Here is a 13,803-nt window from a genome sequence, read left to right on the forward strand (position 1 = left end):
GGTACTAAACCGTTTTGTCTTTATCATTGTGAGAATGAACGATGGTGATATAGCTGTATCATCATGAAAAACGGTTTTCTGGAGTAACTCTATGCGCGTGCTTATAGTCGAAGATGAACCCACATTGGGGCAACAATTGAAATCGACGCTGGAAAGCAATGGCTATGCAATTGATCTTTCGACCGACGGCGAAGATGGCCATTTTATGGGCTCTACCGAAGAATATGATGCGGTCATATTGGACCTTGGCTTGCCCGAAATTGATGGCCTGACGGTTCTTGATCGTTGGCGTAAGGAAGAGCGAAATTTCCCGGTGCTGGTTTTGACTGCACGCGATAGCTGGTCGGATAAGGTGGCAGGCCTGGATGCCGGGGCTGATGATTATCTTGCCAAACCTTTCCAGACCGAAGAACTTATTGCGCGTTTGCGGGCGCTGATCCGCCGTGCCTCGGGCAACGCATCATCCGAGCTTACGGCAGGTGATGTCAGGCTGGATACCCGCTCGGGCAAGGTAACGCTTGATGGCAGTCCGGTGAAACTGACCGCTCAAGAATATAAGCTTTTGTCCTATCTTATGCATCATAAGGGCAAAGTCGTTTCGCGCACCGAGCTTATCGAGCATATTTATGATCAGGATTTTGACCGCGATTCAAACACCATCGAAGTATTTGTTACACGTATCCGCAAGAAGTTGGGTGCGGATGTTATTTCGACCATCAGGGGGCTGGGGTATAGTCTAGAGGATCCTGACAGCTGAATGAGAGTAGCAAAATAGATTTACCGCAGGATTCTGCGGTTGCCGAACCATCGGCATCATTGGGCACGCAAACCACCGGTTCATTGAGCCGCCGGATGATCGGCATTGCCGCAGCCTGGATCATCGTCCTTTTGCTGGGCGGTGGGGTGGCTCTGGATCGGGTACTCGTTAATGCGGTCACTCGAAATTTTGACAATCAGCTGGAATATACACTGACGGCAATGATTGCATCAGCGGAGATCGACCCGACTGGTGAAGTCTTCTTCAATAGACCATTGGGTGACCAGCGTTTTCTTGAGCCGAATAGCGGTCTTTATTGGCAGATTAGCGGTGTAGGTCATGAGGATTTTACCTCTCGTTCCTTATGGGACCGGGCCTTGGAGCAAAGTGAACCGCACGACGATTTGGAAACCCACCTTTATGATAGCAACCAGTTTGCTGACGAACCGCTACGGATGGTCGAGCGCAGCGTAACTCTGCCGGACTCTGAAGTGAGATGGACTTTCCAGGTCGGACAGAGCCGTGAGGGGCTGGATGCGCAAGTCAGCGAGATCCGATCAATACTGATCAACAGCTTTCTGCTGTTGGCCCTCGGTCTGATTGGCATGGCTGCTCTTCAAACATTATATGGTCTTTGGCCGCTGCGCAAAATCCGCAAGGCCATTGGTGAGATGCGGACCGGTCAGCAAAAACGGGTCAGTGAACCCATGCCCAATGAGGTGACCCCCATGGTTGATGAACTAAACGAGTTGCTCGACCATAATGAGAAGCAGGCAGAAGAAGCGCGCCGGCACGCAGGTAATCTTGCCCATGCTCTCAAGACGCCGCTGACCGTGATCATGAATAGTGCAACCGCGAAAGCGGATGATCTTGCCGACACGGTGATCAGGGAATCTGGTGTGATGCGTCGTCAGGTGGACCATCATCTCGCTCGCGCACGAGCGGTTGGCAGGCGTGGTCATGCGCATAGCCGATCCCGTGTGTGGCCAAGCCTGCAAGCGGTCGAGCGCGCAGTCGGACGATTATACAAACACGTTCGAATCGACATTGATGGAGACAAAGACGCAGCCGTGTCGGTAGAGCGCCAGGATCTCGATGAAATGATCGGCAACTTGGTTGAAAATGCTGCGAAATATGGCGGCGGAAGTGTGTTTGTAACGGTCGAACCGGGCGATGAATTTGTCGAACTGTTGATTGAGGATGACGGTATGGGAATTCCGGCCGAAGAGCGCCAGCGGATATTTGATCGCGGCGCTCGCCTGGATACTGGGAAGCCAGGTACTGGTCTGGGGCTTGCGATCGTCCGGGATGTCGCCGAAATTTATCACGGCACGGTATCGTTGGAAGAAAGCGAGGATTTGGGAGGCCTGATGGTTCGGCTGTGCTTGCCCAGGTCCGCAGTGACCTCCTGAGCCATTTTTGTAAGACTTAACGGGTATTCGCGCTGTGGGGCTGGCTTTTCAAAATATTGCTATCGTCGGATGCGGTCCAGGTGGGCTGGCTTCAGCGATGTTTCTGGCAAGGCAGGGCCACCAAGTAACATTATTTGAGCGCTTTTCTGAACCCAAACCGCTGGGATCAGGTTTGCTCATTCAACCGTCCGGGCAGGATGTGCTGGAATCACTGGGTTTGCTACCAGAGATCAAGCGGTTGGCGAGCCCGGTGCATCAGTTGCACGGGATTTCTACGCACAAGGGTCGCCGTGCCCTCGATATGCAATACAAGCATGCAAAAGCACCGGTCTCTGCGCTCGGTATTCATCGCGCCAGCCTTTTTGATGTTCTGATCGAAGCCGTGCGGCTGATGAAAATTCCGATAGAGGTCAACAACGAGTTCATTGGTGTGAACGAAAGTGGTTCAGACATTAAGCCACTATTCTCAACCGGCGGTCACGATGGGACCTTTGACTTGCTGATTGATGCGAGTGGTGCACGTACTCCGCTTGCAACTGGACGTATCAGAAAGCTGAGCTACGGCGCTTTTTGGGCCACCGTAGACATGCCTGCAAAGCATCAGATAGCTCCGAATGCACTTGACCAGCGTTACTGGCATGCCAGTAAAATGGCCGGTATCATGCCGGTCGGGATTAATCCGGCAACTGGTAATCCGGGAGCGGCAATATTCTGGTCAGAGAAACCGGAGAATACGGATCAGGTGATAAATGCGGGTATCGAGCGTTTCAGGTCGGAATTTGTTAGCCTGTGGCCCGAGGCAGAGCCATTTGTTGCGCAGATTGGTTCCATGGATGAACTGACTATGGCTGTCTACGAGCATCGTACGGGTCGCCCTGATACATCAACTCGTTTGTATAGCGTTGGTGACAGCTGGCATTGTACAAGTCCGCAATTAGGGCAGGGGGCGAACATGGCGCTTCTGGATGCCAAAGTTTTGGCCAAGGCGATCGAAAGGGCAGAGACCACCAAGGATATCTCCAGAAGCTATCGTCGGTCGCGGTCATTCCACATCAATCTCTACCAATTGCTAAGCGTTATATTCACTCCGCTCTACCAGTCAAATGGCCGATTTTTACCGTTTATCCGCGACGTTGCGATCCACAATTTTGCTCGACTGCCCTTGGTGCGCAGCCTGATAACATATACTGTATCGGGCGTATTGGGGTTGAAATTATTCGGCCAAAGGAGAAATTAGCCAGCTTCGTCACGGATCTGTTCGTGATGACGAATGACTTCATCGATGATGAAGCGCAGGAATTTTTCTGAAAATTCAGGATCGAGATTGGCATCGCTGGCGAGCTGTCGCAACCGTGCAATCTGTTCTTGTTCTCTGCCGGGGTCAGCGGGAGGAAGACTATTTTCGGCCTTATACTCGCCAACAGCCTGAGTTACCTTGAACCGTTCCGCCAGCATAAACACCAAAGCGGCGTCTATGTTGTTGATGCTTTGGCGGTATTGCTGAAGCTTTTCGTCCATGAAGCGCTGCCTGATTTCTCTGAATGTTTAACCGTCTGATAGACGTGCCAACAAGATTTGCAAAGGTAACTCAAAAAACTGAACTGGTATTGCTTTGATTTCACTTGCCTTCTGACAGTTCCCTTGCCACATCGCCTCTAACATGTCTGCAACAGTCCACCATTTGGGTCGTGAATCTACCCCGTCGCTAGAACCGCTAATGGCGCTTGTCGCCAGTGATATGAATCAGGTGAACAGCGTGATTCTCGATCGGATGCAATCGGAAATCCCATTGATCCCCGAGTTGGCTGGTCATCTGATCGCTGGCGGAGGGAAACGGATGCGGCCGATGTTGACCTTGGCTGCTGCCAAGTTGATCGGCTATGAAGGGGATCGGCATTTCAAACTAGCGGCTGCGGTTGAGTTTATCCATACGGCGACGTTGTTGCACGATGATGTCGTCGACGGTTCCGACCTTAGACGCGGCAAGACCACTGCCAATCTGGTTTTCGGAAACCCGGCCACGGTGTTGGTGGGTGACTTTTTGTTCAGTCGTTCATTTGAATTGATGGTGGAAGATGGATCGCTCAAGGTTCTGAAAATCCTCTCCAGCGCATCTGCGATTATTGCGGAAGGTGAGGTCAACCAGCTGACCGCCCAACGCAAGATTGACACCAGCGAAGATCGTTATCTCGACATCATCGGTTCGAAAACTGCGGCGCTTTTCGCAGCGGCAAGTCGCATTTCAGCCGTTGTTGCGGAACGAGATGAAGAAACTGAATTGGCGCTGGACAGCTATGGCCGTAATCTCGGTGTTGCTTTTCAGCTGGTTGATGATGCCATCGACTATTCATCGGACAGCAAAACCATGGGTAAAGATGCGGGCGATGATTTCCGTGAAGGAAAAGTCACATTGCCGGTTATATTGGCTTATGCGCGCGGCGATGACGCGGATCGCAAATTCTGGAAAGACGCGATTATCGGACACAGAACATCTGATGATGATCTCAATTTTGCAACGGAATTGCTCAAGAAAACTGGTGCGATTGATGACACGATCTCCCGCGCCCGCCATTATGGGCAACGGGCGATAGATGCCTTGGGCGCTTTCCCTTCCGGTAAAGCGAAGGCGGCGATGACTGAAGCAGTTGAATTTGCGATATCACGCGCTTATTGAGGCGATCATCAACTAAGGAAAATGTGATGGCCGCACGGATTTATCAAATACCCATGAACGCTATGCAGTCAGGCAGAGCCCTGACCGATAAATGGGTACTGGAATTTGAACCGTCGGAAGCCCGCAAAGCTGATGCGCTGACCGGTTGGGCCGGGTCTGGCGATACGCAGCGGCAGGTCACTATGAAATTTCCCACCGTAGATGCGGCAAAAGCTTATGCTGACAAATATGGTATCAGCTATACCGTCGTGCCAACGCCTCACAAAACTCTAAAATTACAAGCGTATGCGGATAATTTTCGATAGATTTACCGTCTAACGAGGCTGGAGAAGCAACAATAGTCTAACGTCGATTGCAGCACCTTCGATACGCTTGCGCTCGATAAAGCTTCCCAAGTCCGGCAGTGCAATGCGATGCACTGTGATATTCTCACCTTCAACACCGCCACCATCGCCAGTTTTGATCAGGTCGCTAGCTTTGAACAGAGAGAAGCTCTCTGACACCATGCCCGGAGAGGAATAAAACTCCCCACAATCTTCCATTGTTTCTGCGCGATATCCGGTTTCCTCTTCCAGTTCCCGGATCGCAGCGATCGAGGCATCTTCATCGCTATTGTCATCTCCATCCCCGACGAGGCCAGCTGGTAGCTCAATGCAGTTTTTGCCAAGTGGCACCCGATATTGCTCTACCAAGAGAACATGATCGTTTTCTATTGCAAGAATAACTGCGGCGCGTATCCCTCGGCTGCGGGATACATATTCCCAGCGGCCTTGCCGTTTGGCCGTGATGAAACGGCCTTCCCACATTGTCTCGATGGGTGCGTCAGCATCAATATTGCTCAAAGCTCGATCAACCGATCCGGTAGTTCATTGGGGTTGTGGTCGGTTTTGGGGAAATGTTCGTGAAGAACAACACCGACATGCTGGACAGCGGCGGCCATTCCTTTGCCGGGCTGACCGGCGCGAATTTCATCGATCAGCGCAACCATAGCGTCGCCCCAAACTTCTGGCGAAACCTTCTCGGCAATCGCCGCATCTGCTACTATTTCAGCGCGATGCTCTTTCAACGAAACGTAAATCAAAATCCCTGTCAGACCGATAGTCCGGCGTTCGGCACCCACCTTGAAAAAATCAATTGCGCGCCTGCGCACGCGTCGCTGCTTGGTTGCTTTTGGCGTTACCAGAAGGCGCAATGGCATCCATGCAAACAGATAGCGCATGATCAGAAACAAAGTAACGCTGGCAATAAAGAGTATCGCCATCATCTCGCCAGCCGTCGTGAAATCCTGTTCCCATCCACCAAACAGACCAGTGATGATCGACTGATAAAAGGCTGGAAAAATGGCCAGTGTTGACAGAAACAAAAATGTCATTCCAATTGCCCAATGCAATCCCGCGTCGTGATATTTGTCCGAAAGATCGGTTACGATTGTGACAATTTCTCCATCAGTAGATTTCTCGGCCTCGCCGACGGCTTCGGTGACTAGCTTGTGGTCCGCCTCGGAAAGCTGATTTACTTTTTTCATTACCATCCTCCCGATGCGCCACCGCCGCCGAAGCTGCCTCCGCCGCCACTAAATCCGCCGCCGCCGAAGCCGCCGCTACTAAATCCTCCGCCGGAACTTCCCCATCCACTGGAACCGCTGCCGCCGCCCCAGATCACGACCGGACCTGCGCCACCGCGATATCGTCTCCCGCCGCGAGAGCTGGAGATGGACATAACGATAATTACGATCCCGACGATGATCCAGAATAGTATAAGTCCGCCTTCTCCGTCATTGGCCCGCTCACGCTGTTGGACGAACGCTTGGGAGGCAATAGCGCGTGCCTCTTCCTCCGGCAGAGCGAGGTGCGTGACAATCCTGTCGACGCCGGCTTCGATCCCTCCTGCCATGTTTCCATCGCGAAAGCGCGGGAGGATTTCGTTCTGAATAATAATCCCGGATAGGGCATCGGTCATAACCCCTTCCAGGCCATAGCCGACCTCTATCCGGACTTTCCGCTCATTCGGAGCAACCAGCAATATGATGCCATTATCTTTTTCCGCTTCACCATCGCCATCTTGTCCGATGCCCCAAGTTCGGCCAAGTTGGTAGCCATAGTCGGCAATGTCATAGCCTTGGAGATCGGGCGTGGTAGCAACCACCATCTGCCGGTTTGAATTGACTTCCAGAGCTTCCAGCTTGGCGGCTATTGCAGCCTCCTGTGCAGGATCAAGCAGATTGGCCTGATCGACTACACGGCCGGTCAGCTCAGGGAAGCTTTGCGCCGTGGCAGGCACCGAAAGCGCACATAATACTAAAATGAACATAGAGCGTATCAGTTTCATGAAGCCAGTTTCTCCTCGGAAGCCGTTGATGGCTCGTTATCATTCAGTTCGATGGTGGGACTCATCTGCATTTTGGCAATCAAGTTGTTTGCTCCTGCCATTATGCCCTCTTGGAACTTACCATCGCGGAATTCAGGTAGTATATTGTCTCTGATCACTTTGGCACAAAAAGGATCGTTTAGTGATCCCTCCAGCCCATAGCCGACCTCAATTCTTACCTTTCTTTCATTCGGAGCCACTAACAGGATAACCCCGTCATCACGCTTCGAATGGCCTAAACGCCAACCTCTGCCCAAGCGCAAAGAATAGTCCGCAATCGACATTCCATCGAGGCTATCTGTTGTCGCAACAACAAATTGTGGCCCCGTCTCCCTTTCAAGCTGAGCAAGCCTCGTGGCCAACAGCTTTTCTGCCTCCTCATCAAGCAGCCCGGCTTGGTCAACCACTCTACCGGTCAGTTGCAAAGACGGTTCTGTATCATCCTTCTCGCTTTCATCCGGTGATACGGATGTCGGACTACACCCGCTCATGACAAATGCGCTTAGCGTGATTGCAGAAAACCGTGCTAAACCGTTTTCGATCACCGTTTAAAAGGCGACCGTTGGGGCTTCATCTGCGCCTTCAGAGGTAGCGGCAAATGGTTCCATCGGCTCTGCACCATGTATGATTTTTGCGCCGATAATATCGGGGAAGGTCCGGATGGTTGTATTATACTGTCGGACCGCCTCGTTATAGTCGCGGCGCGCCACATTGATGCGGTTCTCTGTGCCTTCAATCTGGCTTTGTAGAGCAAGGAAATTTTGGTTGGACTGTATGTTTGGATAAGCCTCAACGGTCGCAAGAAGGCGGCCAAGATTCTGGGTTAGAGCACCTTGAGCTGCAGCATATTCCTGAATTTTTGATGCATCACCAAGATCGTCAGCATTAACCTGAATGGAAGTCGCCTTCGCGCGCGCTTCGACTACGCCAGTAAGAATTTCCTGTTCGCTAGCAGCCGCTCCCTTAACTGTGTTGACAAGATTTTCGATCAGATCAGCGCGGCGTTGATAAGTGCTTTCAACATCGGCCCATTTTGCCTTGGCCTGCTCTTCCGCCGTTGGGACGCTGTTAATGCCGCAGGCACTGAGCGCTAGAGCCAAAACCGGTACCATCAAAAATTTAGTTATCTTGCCACGCATGTTGATTCTCTCCCACGTTCAGTTGATCGCCTCATCAAATGTAAAAATAGGTACGAAAACAGGGAATTGCAATGACTTCCCTCGACAATTCGGAGCTTTTCAGGCATTTAACCATCTTCTTACGGGGAAGAGGAGTATTGCTATGTTTGCAGAATTTAAAGAGTTTATCCTGAAAGGCAATGTGCTGGATTTGGCAGTTGCGGTCATCATCGGTGCGGCATTTGCCACTATTACAACATCATTGACTGAAGACGTGATCATGCCGATTGTAAGCGCGATTTTCGGTACACCAGATTTCTCCAAAATGTTCATTTTGCTCGCCACACCACCAGCGGAATTGGCGGGATCAACCGACTATGCTGCGCTGAAAGAAGCAGGTGTTCCTATGTTGGGTTGGGGGCAATTCCTGACTGTTGTGATCAACTTTGTGATCCTGGCATTCATTATCTTCATGATAGTGCGCTACGCTAACAAGGTCGTGAAAAAGGCTGAAGAAGAAGCTCCTTCCGGTCCAAGCGAAATTGATCTATTGACTGAAATTCGCGATAATCTGAAAAAATAGTCACTAATTCAGTCGCTTAGAAGCGATATTTGTGGGCGTGGATAGCAATATCCGCGCCCATATTTTTGCGGCATTCTCTTTTCATTCAGGATTAAGCGCTTATATAGGGCCTGTCTGCTTCGGCGGACTATGGTGATAAATTGTGATGTGCAATAGGCACAACGGACCCGGGGGCAGTACCCGGCGGCTCCACCATTTGAGATGTTTTCAGACATCTTGGTTGATGGGGCCGAACCAGGATCGACGTGTGTTGAAAAGCATTATTTTTACCCGGCCTGAGTATGCCGTGATTGCTCAAAAACTATAAGTGCAAACGATAACGAAGCACTCGCAGTAGCGGCTTAAGCCAACGACCTCACGGTTGTAACTTAAGAAGTTAAAGCGCGGTTGGACCCACCGGGCAACAGAAGGGATACCGGCGGCCTGGGGGTGCCGAGCAACAGAAACCCCCAACCTTCAAAAAACGCTGAGCACCGAGCAACAGAAGTTTCGACATGCGTCGGCGTGGGTTAGTAATCCTCACCGAAGTTTTTGTGATATTCGATGGCTTCGAGCATTTTGGCACCAGCCATGAATACGGACCCTGTACAGGCGAGAAAAAGCAGGATGCCGCCAAAGCCAGGATATTGAACAAGATAGTCCTCACCCCGTGCAATTGCGCCTGTTGCCAGCGCATAAGTAATCAGAAACGCTTCAAATTTCGTCTTGATGATGAACAAGCGTTTGAATTTTTTCCACATGTAAAAATAGGTAGCAAGGCCTGTGCCAAGCCCAGAAAAGTGGGAGTTTCTTCATATGCAACATGGTTAACTGTAAGTTAATTCGACACTGCGGAAAGGTATTAGCTTTCTAGCTCTGTCAGTGCACAGGCCTGCAGCAGCGCCTTGCGCGCATTTTTCACGGTGTCTTGCAAACTGGTATCCAGTAACTGATCGGGAGTAATGGTTTCCGGCCAGTAATTTTCGACAACCGCAGAGATTGCATCAAGTTTTTCAGGTGTCGCCAGGAAACGTGGATCAATAACATCTGGATCAGCCACAATTCGCAAGCGCAGGCATGCCGGACCACCACCGTTGGCCATCGACTGGCGGACATCAACCGGGCATAGGGTCTGGATTGCGCAATTTCCGGCAATCAAATCCTGAAGATAGCTCCAGACAGACGGTGTCGCTTCTGCCTCGGTCGGCAGGATCAGAGCCATGCCGCCGTCCTTTGGTAGTGTGACGAGCTGCGCATTGAACAAATAGGATTTGATCGCATCCTCGAGGCTTACTTTGTCCGTTGGAACCGTGATGATCTCCACTTCGGGAAATTTGTACTGTATCTCTGCATATAGTTCTTCGCGATGGGCAAAGGCATCTTCATGCGCAAATAAAACGCGCTCGTTAGCGACTGCCACGACATCATTGTGAAACGCACCAGCGGCAATGGCCTTTTCAGACTGCTCCGCAAATATGATGCGATCATCAGATAACGCGTGTTTTCTGGCGACGGCCTTACTGGCTTCTTGATGTTGGCGGGCAGGGAAGGGGCCACCGCTTTTGCCATAAACAAATATTTCGATCCCGGTCTCACCGTGACTTGCGCACAACCGCATATGGTTGGCTGCACCCTCGTCGCCGAAAGGAGGGGGTACAGGGTTATGAACGGTAAAATTCTGCTGATCAGCAAAGGCCAGTTTCAGCTGTGCAAAGATTCCCCGCCATTCATGACTGCGATGTGGCATGGTTTGCAGGTTAGCGGCGGTTAAATGACATTTGCCATCTTCGCTGTCGGGGGCAGGAGAGACGGTTGCAGCATTAGCTGCCCACATCGACGATGCTGAATAAGCGGCAGCGCGGATATGCGGTTCTGCGCTGGCGAGTGTGGTTCCCAGTGCTTTGAGCCAACCGATATTCGGTCGATCGAGAGGCATGAAAAATCCCTGTGCCAACCCCAAATCAATATTGTGACGCATCTTGGCAATGCCTTGCAACGCTGCCTCGCGCGGATGAGAGCTTTCACCCGCGTTGGTTGACGAGGCGAGATTGCCGAGGCTGAGGCCGGCATAGTTGTGACTGGGACCAATAATCCCGTCAAAATTAATTTCCCGAAGCTTGGTCATGCTGTTCTTTACCTTGGAATATGCCAGATCGTATCGCCTGCCGAGAGGCCGAGATTGGCGGCTGCATCCTCATCAATTGTCACGCCCCCTTCAACTTCTCCGATAAACGCGTAAGTCGCTTGAAAATCGTGCAAGCGACCGTGCGAAATGATCGATTTCAGGCCGGCTCCTGATGCGGTGATACCTATGATTTTATCTGATTTTGTGTTTTTAACGCTGGTAACATTGTCGGTTTTGGCAATCATGGTTGGGCCGCCGTCAAAAATATCGACATATCCATCATAGGAGAAATTCTCGTTCTCCAGCATTCGCATCGCGGCGCGCCCATTGGGATGAGGAATCCCGATGGCGGCACGAGCGGTTTCACTCAGCATCGCAGTATATATGGGATGTTTGGGCATTAGATCGGCGATGAACTGGTTGCCGTGAATGGCATTGAAATAGTCGGCTTCCTGAAAACCCATCCCGAAAAAGCGGCCAGCCAGGCCATCCCAGAACGGCGAGCCACCGGCTTCATCAATCACGCCGCGCAATTCCGCAAACAGGCGATCGCCAAAACGAGATCGATGTTCCTTGATGAACAAATAGCGGCTGCGTGCGAGCAACATGCCTAGTCCGCCCGCCCGTTCTCCGGGGTGCAGAAATAGGCCGCCAACTTCGCTTGCGCCTTCCAGATCAGTGACCAACGTCAACATTTGGGCACTGAACGTCCGGTCGAGTTCCTTGCTCGTCTGTGACAATGTGCTGAGGCGATAGGAATAGAAGGGCCAGCTCTGCCCGACCATGGTGAAGAGTTGCGACGTCCCGCGTACCGCTCCGGTTTCTACGTTTTCAAGTACCATGACGAACAGGTCGTTTCCATGTTCGTCTGTGGTCCGGTCGAAAGCCCGTGTGGAACGCCCAAGCTTGGCGGTTAAGCTATCCTTGTCGGCAGGTAGATTGGTAAAGCCGCCGCCGGTCAGCTTGGCCATCTCGTAAAGATGCTGCAGGTCATCAATCCGCGCGGCCCGTATCTTAAAACTCATAATCCCCCCTTTTCGGCGATCCGCATAATGGTGAGTGCGGATAACTGCGTGCGTTCGACGAGGCTTTCGCTGATCAGAAATTCGTCCGCGCTGTGAATGGCACCGCCGCGGACCCCCATTGTGTCAACAACCGGGACACCGCAAGCAGCGATATTATTGCCGTCACAAACACCGCCAGTTCCGCGCCAGTTTATTTCAAGCCCAAGATCGGAGCCGCAGCTTTTGACCAGCTGGAACAATTTTTCCGCTTGGCCATCAATCGGCTTAGGCGGGCGACCAAAGCCACCATGACAATGGACATCGAGATCATGCCCGCGCGCGATGATGCCGACAAGACTGTCGAGAGTATTTTGCGCCTCTTGCTGATCTTCCAGCGATTTGGGGCGGAAATTGACCCGTAGGATTGCATGATCCGGCACTGCATTGTTCGGACCACCGCCTTCAATCTTGGCTGGATTAACGCTCAGACCTTCACGGTGTAGTGCCTTGAGTTGAAGAGCCATATCGGCCGCAGCGACCAACGCATTGCGGCCTTCGTCCGGATTACGGCCAGCATGAGCGCTTTTCCCGGTGAAGATGATGGAAAAATTACCACTGCCACCGCGTTCGCCCGCCAGAGTACCATCAGGCAGGGCGGGCTCGTAGGTGAGGGCAGCCACTTTGCCTTTGGCGCAACGTTCGATGAGCGCCGCAGAAGAAGCAGAACCCACTTCTTCATCACTGTTGATCATGATGTCATAGCCGATGCGACTGGCTTGTTCGCTTTGCTCGAGCAATTGCAGCGCACCGAGCATGACTGATAAACCGCCCTTCATGTCGGCGACTCCTGGACCGTTGAGCACGCCATCTTCGATCCATTCGAGATTCTGGAAAGGATGATCGGCAGCGAAAACAGTATCCATATGGCCGGTGAGCAATATCCGTACAGACGCATCCGGACGGATGGAACCACTGAGATGCTGACCGCGCTGGACCTTGTCAACGGAACCGTCAGGACGCACCGCTTCGACAGGATCTGGCTCAACCAATGCGATATCACCAGGCAATACCGAAAAGGCGTCTGCCAATTGCCCGGCTACGGTCTTCAGGCCGTCCAGATTGGTGGTGCCGCTATTGACTCTGGACCAAGTTTCCGTGCGGTCCAGCAGGGGCAGGGTTTCCGCAATTTCTAAAATAGCGCTTTCGGGAAGAGGATTTGCTTTCATTTGAAACTGATAGCATTTGTAATCAATCTCTGTCACCTGTTTCCAGCAGCGACTGCAGGCTTAAAAGCGAGCATCTGCGATCAGGTTGTTAATGCCCTGATGAATTTCCTCTAACAGGTTGTGCTCGTCCTGCTGCGTAATCGGGATGGTTTCGGCAATGACATGCACGGCCGCATCGACCAGCCCGTTGAACCAATCAGTATTCACATGCAGCGTTTCCTCATGATGCGGAACGGTGCTGCCAAACATGATGCGGATTTCCTGCGGTCGCTCGAGCCAGTTCATCAAGCAGTAGACGACACTTTCCACCATTTCGGCTTCGAGTTTGACCGTGTTCCCGAGGCCATGTTCACGGAAAGAAGCACGCGCACCGGGATGTATCTCATAATAACGCTTCATGACCGGAGCCGTGATATCACCCAGCTTTTCAGCTGTCCGTTCGAGACTTGTTTCCAGCAACGTTATTTTTTCATCCAGGATCATCAATGACGATTTTTGGACCATCTTTATTCCGTCGGCAAGGATTTGATTTCCAGCATTTACAAAAACCGAGTCACA

17 protein-coding genes and 1 other RNA gene are annotated in these 13,803 nt (G+C 51.8%); 7 read left to right on the forward strand and 11 right to left on the reverse strand.

The annotated features are described in order from the left end of the window. Positions 1–91 precede the first annotated feature (91 nt). From DG177_RS00390 to DG177_RS00400, 3 genes are all read left to right on the forward strand, one after another. Positions 92–757 carry a response regulator gene (locus DG177_RS00390; RefSeq protein WP_108809680.1) on the forward strand — a complete coding sequence of 222 codons (666 nt, stop codon included), beginning with the start codon at positions 92–94 and terminating at the stop codon, positions 755–757. A gap of 95 nt (positions 758–852) precedes the next feature. After that, positions 853–2,169 (forward strand): ATP-binding protein, encoded by a 1,317-nt coding sequence (locus tag DG177_RS00395; protein WP_108812687.1) that lies wholly within the window; start codon positions 853–855, stop codon positions 2,167–2,169. 34 nt (positions 2,170–2,203) lie between these two features. Next, a complete protein-coding gene (locus DG177_RS00400; protein WP_108809681.1) occupies positions 2,204–3,406 on the forward strand; it encodes an FAD-dependent monooxygenase in 1,203 nt (400 codons plus the stop codon). On the opposite strand, the gene DG177_RS00405 is transcribed toward DG177_RS00400, so the two are convergent. Next, the gene (locus DG177_RS00405; protein WP_108809682.1) at positions 3,403–3,687 is read right to left on the reverse strand and encodes a chorismate mutase; all 285 of its coding nucleotides are present in this window, start codon (positions 3,685–3,687) and stop codon (positions 3,403–3,405) included. The genes DG177_RS00400 and DG177_RS00405 overlap by 4 nt on opposite strands. A gap of 142 nt (positions 3,688–3,829) precedes the next feature. On the opposite strand from DG177_RS00405, the gene DG177_RS00410 reads away from it, so the two are divergent. Both DG177_RS00410 and DG177_RS00415 read left to right on the forward strand, forming a co-directional pair. After that, the gene (locus DG177_RS00410) at positions 3,830–4,843 is read left to right on the forward strand and encodes a polyprenyl synthetase family protein (protein ID WP_108809683.1); all 1,014 of its coding nucleotides are present in this window, start codon (positions 3,830–3,832) and stop codon (positions 4,841–4,843) included. Positions 4,844–4,869: 26 nt separating this feature from the next. Next, positions 4,870–5,148 (forward strand): NADH dehydrogenase ubiquinone Fe-S protein 4, encoded by a 279-nt coding sequence (locus DG177_RS00415; RefSeq protein WP_108809684.1) that lies wholly within the window; start codon positions 4,870–4,872, stop codon positions 5,146–5,148. Between the two features lie 9 nt (positions 5,149–5,157). Here the strand turns inward: DG177_RS00415 and DG177_RS00420 are convergent, their stop codons facing one another. The 5 genes from DG177_RS00420 to DG177_RS00440 are packed head-to-tail and all read right to left on the reverse strand — an operon-like array spanning position 5,158 to position 8,349. Beyond that, positions 5,158–5,685 carry an NUDIX hydrolase gene (locus DG177_RS00420; RefSeq protein WP_443216403.1) on the reverse strand — a complete coding sequence of 176 codons (528 nt, stop codon included), beginning with the start codon at positions 5,683–5,685 and terminating at the stop codon, positions 5,158–5,160. Further along, positions 5,682–6,368, reverse strand: a complete 687-nt coding sequence (locus tag DG177_RS00425) for a hypothetical protein (protein ID WP_108809685.1) — start codon at positions 6,366–6,368, stop codon at positions 5,682–5,684. The genes DG177_RS00420 and DG177_RS00425 overlap by 4 nt, the downstream gene beginning before the upstream one ends. Next, positions 6,368–7,171, reverse strand: a complete 804-nt coding sequence (locus tag DG177_RS00430; RefSeq protein WP_108809686.1) for a TPM domain-containing protein — start codon at positions 7,169–7,171, stop codon at positions 6,368–6,370. Before DG177_RS00430 ends, DG177_RS00425 begins: the two co-directional genes overlap by 1 nt. Next, positions 7,168–7,755 (reverse strand): TPM domain-containing protein, encoded by a 588-nt coding sequence (locus tag DG177_RS00435; protein WP_108809687.1) that lies wholly within the window; start codon positions 7,753–7,755, stop codon positions 7,168–7,170. Before DG177_RS00435 ends, DG177_RS00430 begins: the two co-directional genes overlap by 4 nt. Before the next feature lie 3 nt (positions 7,756–7,758). Beyond that, positions 7,759–8,349 (reverse strand): LemA family protein, encoded by a 591-nt coding sequence (locus tag DG177_RS00440; RefSeq protein WP_108809688.1) that lies wholly within the window; start codon positions 8,347–8,349, stop codon positions 7,759–7,761. A 142-nt stretch (positions 8,350–8,491) separates the two neighbouring features. Between DG177_RS00440 and mscL the strand changes: the two genes are divergently transcribed. Beyond that, positions 8,492–8,911 (forward strand): large conductance mechanosensitive channel protein MscL, encoded by a 420-nt coding sequence (mscL, locus tag DG177_RS00445; protein WP_108809689.1) that lies wholly within the window; start codon positions 8,492–8,494, stop codon positions 8,909–8,911. Between the two features lie 74 nt (positions 8,912–8,985). Next, positions 8,986–9,329: a transfer-messenger RNA gene (gene ssrA / locus DG177_RS00450) on the forward strand. Positions 9,330–9,420: 91 nt separating this feature from the next. On the opposite strand, the gene DG177_RS00455 is transcribed toward ssrA, so the two are convergent. The 5 genes from DG177_RS00455 to DG177_RS00475 form a co-directional block, all read right to left on the reverse strand. Beyond that, positions 9,421–9,651, reverse strand: a complete 231-nt coding sequence (locus DG177_RS00455; protein ID WP_108809690.1) for a hypothetical protein — start codon at positions 9,649–9,651, stop codon at positions 9,421–9,423. Between the two features lie 101 nt (positions 9,652–9,752). Further along, entirely contained in the window at positions 9,753–11,015 is a 1,263-nt protein-coding gene (locus DG177_RS00460; RefSeq protein WP_108809691.1) for an N-succinylarginine dihydrolase, read from the reverse strand. A gap of 8 nt (positions 11,016–11,023) precedes the next feature. Further along, positions 11,024–12,040: an arginine N-succinyltransferase gene (locus DG177_RS00465; RefSeq protein WP_108809692.1), complete on the reverse strand. Its 1,017-nt coding sequence runs from the start codon at positions 12,038–12,040 to the stop codon at positions 11,024–11,026. Next, on the reverse strand, positions 12,037–13,245 hold the full coding sequence (locus DG177_RS00470; protein WP_108812689.1) for a hydrolase: 1,209 nt from the start codon (positions 13,243–13,245) through the stop codon (positions 12,037–12,039). Before DG177_RS00470 ends, DG177_RS00465 begins: the two co-directional genes overlap by 4 nt. Before the next feature lie 60 nt (positions 13,246–13,305). Beyond that, a complete protein-coding gene (locus tag DG177_RS00475; protein ID WP_337658337.1) occupies positions 13,306–13,749 on the reverse strand; it encodes a hypothetical protein in 444 nt (147 codons plus the stop codon). Positions 13,750–13,803: the final 54 nt, after the last annotated feature.

This window comes from Sphingorhabdus sp. Alg231-15, assembly GCF_900149705.1.
GTDB lineage: Bacteria > Pseudomonadota > Alphaproteobacteria > Sphingomonadales > Sphingomonadaceae > Parasphingorhabdus.

What these genes read in the sequence shown, in the direction of transcription:
- DG177_RS00475 (WP_337658337.1), bottom strand. Translation starts at nt 13,749, where the DNA reads ATGGTCCAAAAATCGTCATTGATGATCCTGGATGAAAAAATAACGTTG.
- DG177_RS00395 (WP_108812687.1), top strand. Translation starts at nt 853, where the DNA reads ATGATCGGCATTGCCGCAGCCTGGATCATCGTCCTTTTGCTGGGCGGT.
- DG177_RS00460 (WP_108809691.1), bottom strand. Translation starts at nt 11,015, where the DNA reads ATGACCAAGCTTCGGGAAATTAATTTTGACGGGATTATTGGTCCCAGT.
- DG177_RS00440 (WP_108809688.1), bottom strand. Translation starts at nt 8,349, where the DNA reads ATGCGTGGCAAGATAACTAAATTTTTGATGGTACCGGTTTTGGCTCTA.
- DG177_RS00465 (WP_108809692.1), bottom strand. Translation starts at nt 12,040, where the DNA reads ATGAGTTTTAAGATACGGGCCGCGCGGATTGATGACCTGCAGCATCTT.
- DG177_RS00410 (WP_108809683.1), top strand. Translation starts at nt 3,830, where the DNA reads ATGTCTGCAACAGTCCACCATTTGGGTCGTGAATCTACCCCGTCGCTA.
- DG177_RS00405 (WP_108809682.1), bottom strand. Translation starts at nt 3,687, where the DNA reads ATGGACGAAAAGCTTCAGCAATACCGCCAAAGCATCAACAACATAGAC.
- DG177_RS00455 (WP_108809690.1), bottom strand. Translation starts at nt 9,651, where the DNA reads ATGTGGAAAAAATTCAAACGCTTGTTCATCATCAAGACGAAATTTGAA.
- DG177_RS00415 (WP_108809684.1), top strand. Translation starts at nt 4,870, where the DNA reads ATGGCCGCACGGATTTATCAAATACCCATGAACGCTATGCAGTCAGGC.
- DG177_RS00430 (WP_108809686.1), bottom strand. Translation starts at nt 7,171, where the DNA reads ATGAAACTGATACGCTCTATGTTCATTTTAGTATTATGTGCGCTTTCG.
- DG177_RS00425 (WP_108809685.1), bottom strand. Translation starts at nt 6,368, where the DNA reads ATGAAAAAAGTAAATCAGCTTTCCGAGGCGGACCACAAGCTAGTCACC.
- mscL (WP_108809689.1), top strand. Translation starts at nt 8,492, where the DNA reads ATGTTTGCAGAATTTAAAGAGTTTATCCTGAAAGGCAATGTGCTGGAT.
- DG177_RS00390 (WP_108809680.1), top strand. Translation starts at nt 92, where the DNA reads ATGCGCGTGCTTATAGTCGAAGATGAACCCACATTGGGGCAACAATTG.
- DG177_RS00470 (WP_108812689.1), bottom strand. Translation starts at nt 13,245, where the DNA reads ATGAAAGCAAATCCTCTTCCCGAAAGCGCTATTTTAGAAATTGCGGAA.